At 59.7% G+C, this 1,241-nt stretch carries 1 protein-coding gene; it reads left to right on the top strand.

The window, feature by feature from the left end:
* Positions 1 to 1,241 (top strand): NHL repeat-containing protein (locus DFR40_RS17130; RefSeq protein WP_211329734.1); only part of this gene is annotated, 1,241 nt, incomplete at both ends.

Genomic DNA, 1,241 nt, shown 5'->3' with positions numbered 1-1,241 from the left:
TTTTCGTGCAGAAGTTCGCGGCGGATGGAACCCTATCCGGTAGCGCCGTCCAGCTCGAAGCCATTGGCAAGACCAACGGTGCGGACCTAGGCCCCAAAGTGACGGCAGTCGGGAGCAGCGGCGAGTATGTGGTGACCTGGTTCGGCATCGACAGCGCTGGCGACAACAGCATTTTCGTGCAGAAGTTCGCGGCGGATGGAACCCTATCCGGTAGCGCCGTCCAGCTCGAAGCCATTGGCAGTACCACTGGTGTGGACCAATCCCCCCAAGTGACGGCAGTCGGGAGCAGCGGCGAGTATGTGGTGACCTGGTACGGCATCGACAGCGCTGGCGACTACAGCATTTTCGTGCAGAAGTTCGCGGCGGATGGAACCCTATCCGGTAGCGCCGTCCAGCTCGAAGCCATTGGCAAGACCAACGGTGCGGACCTAGGCCCCCAAGTGACGGCAGTCGGGAGCAGCGGCGAGTATGTGGTGACCTGGTACGGCGAAGACAGCGCTGGCGACAACAGCATTTTCGTGCAGAAGTTCAATGCGGATGGGACGATCGGTCAAAGCGAGGCGTTGACGGTTGATTCGGTCACTTCTGATGGAATCCTGTCTGAGGCGGAGCTTGCCGAAGGCGTATTGATCACCGGAACGGTTTTGGCAGGATCTTCGGTGAAGGTCATGGGCTTGACAGCGAATGTCAACGGCACAACTTGGAGTTGCTTTCTGGATGCGAATACGCTGTCGACATGGCAGAGTGGCAATCGCAGTCTGCTGGTTTCGGCGGTGACTGCAGAAGGAGTGCAAACCTTGGTGAGCGCCCCAGTGCTGGTCGATCGAGATTTTGGCTCGGTGCCGGTATGGTCCTACTCTCCGGTCCAGCTCGAAGCCATTGGCAATACCACTGGTTCGGACCAAGCCCCGCAAGTGACGGCAGTCGGGAGCAGCGGCGAGTATGTGGTGACCTGGCACGGCCAAGACAGCGCTAGCGACAACAGCATTTTCGTGCAGAAGTTCGCGGCGGATGGAACCCTATCCGGTAGCGCCGTCCAGCTCGAAGCCATTGGCAAGACCAACGGTGCGGACTTTAACCCCCAAGTGACGGCAGTCGGGAGCAGCGGCGAGTATGTGGTGACCTGGTACGGCATCGACAGCGCTGGCGACAACAGCATTTTCGTGCAGAAGTTCGCGGCGGATGGAACCCTATCCGGTAGCGCCGTCCAGCTGGAAGCCATTAGCAAGACCAACGGTGCG

The sequence above is a fragment of the Azonexus fungiphilus genome, assembly GCF_003634965.1.
Taxonomy (GTDB): Bacteria; Pseudomonadota; Gammaproteobacteria; order Burkholderiales; family Rhodocyclaceae; genus Azonexus; species Azonexus fungiphilus.
This window is presented reverse-complemented; position numbering and strand designations above follow the sequence as displayed.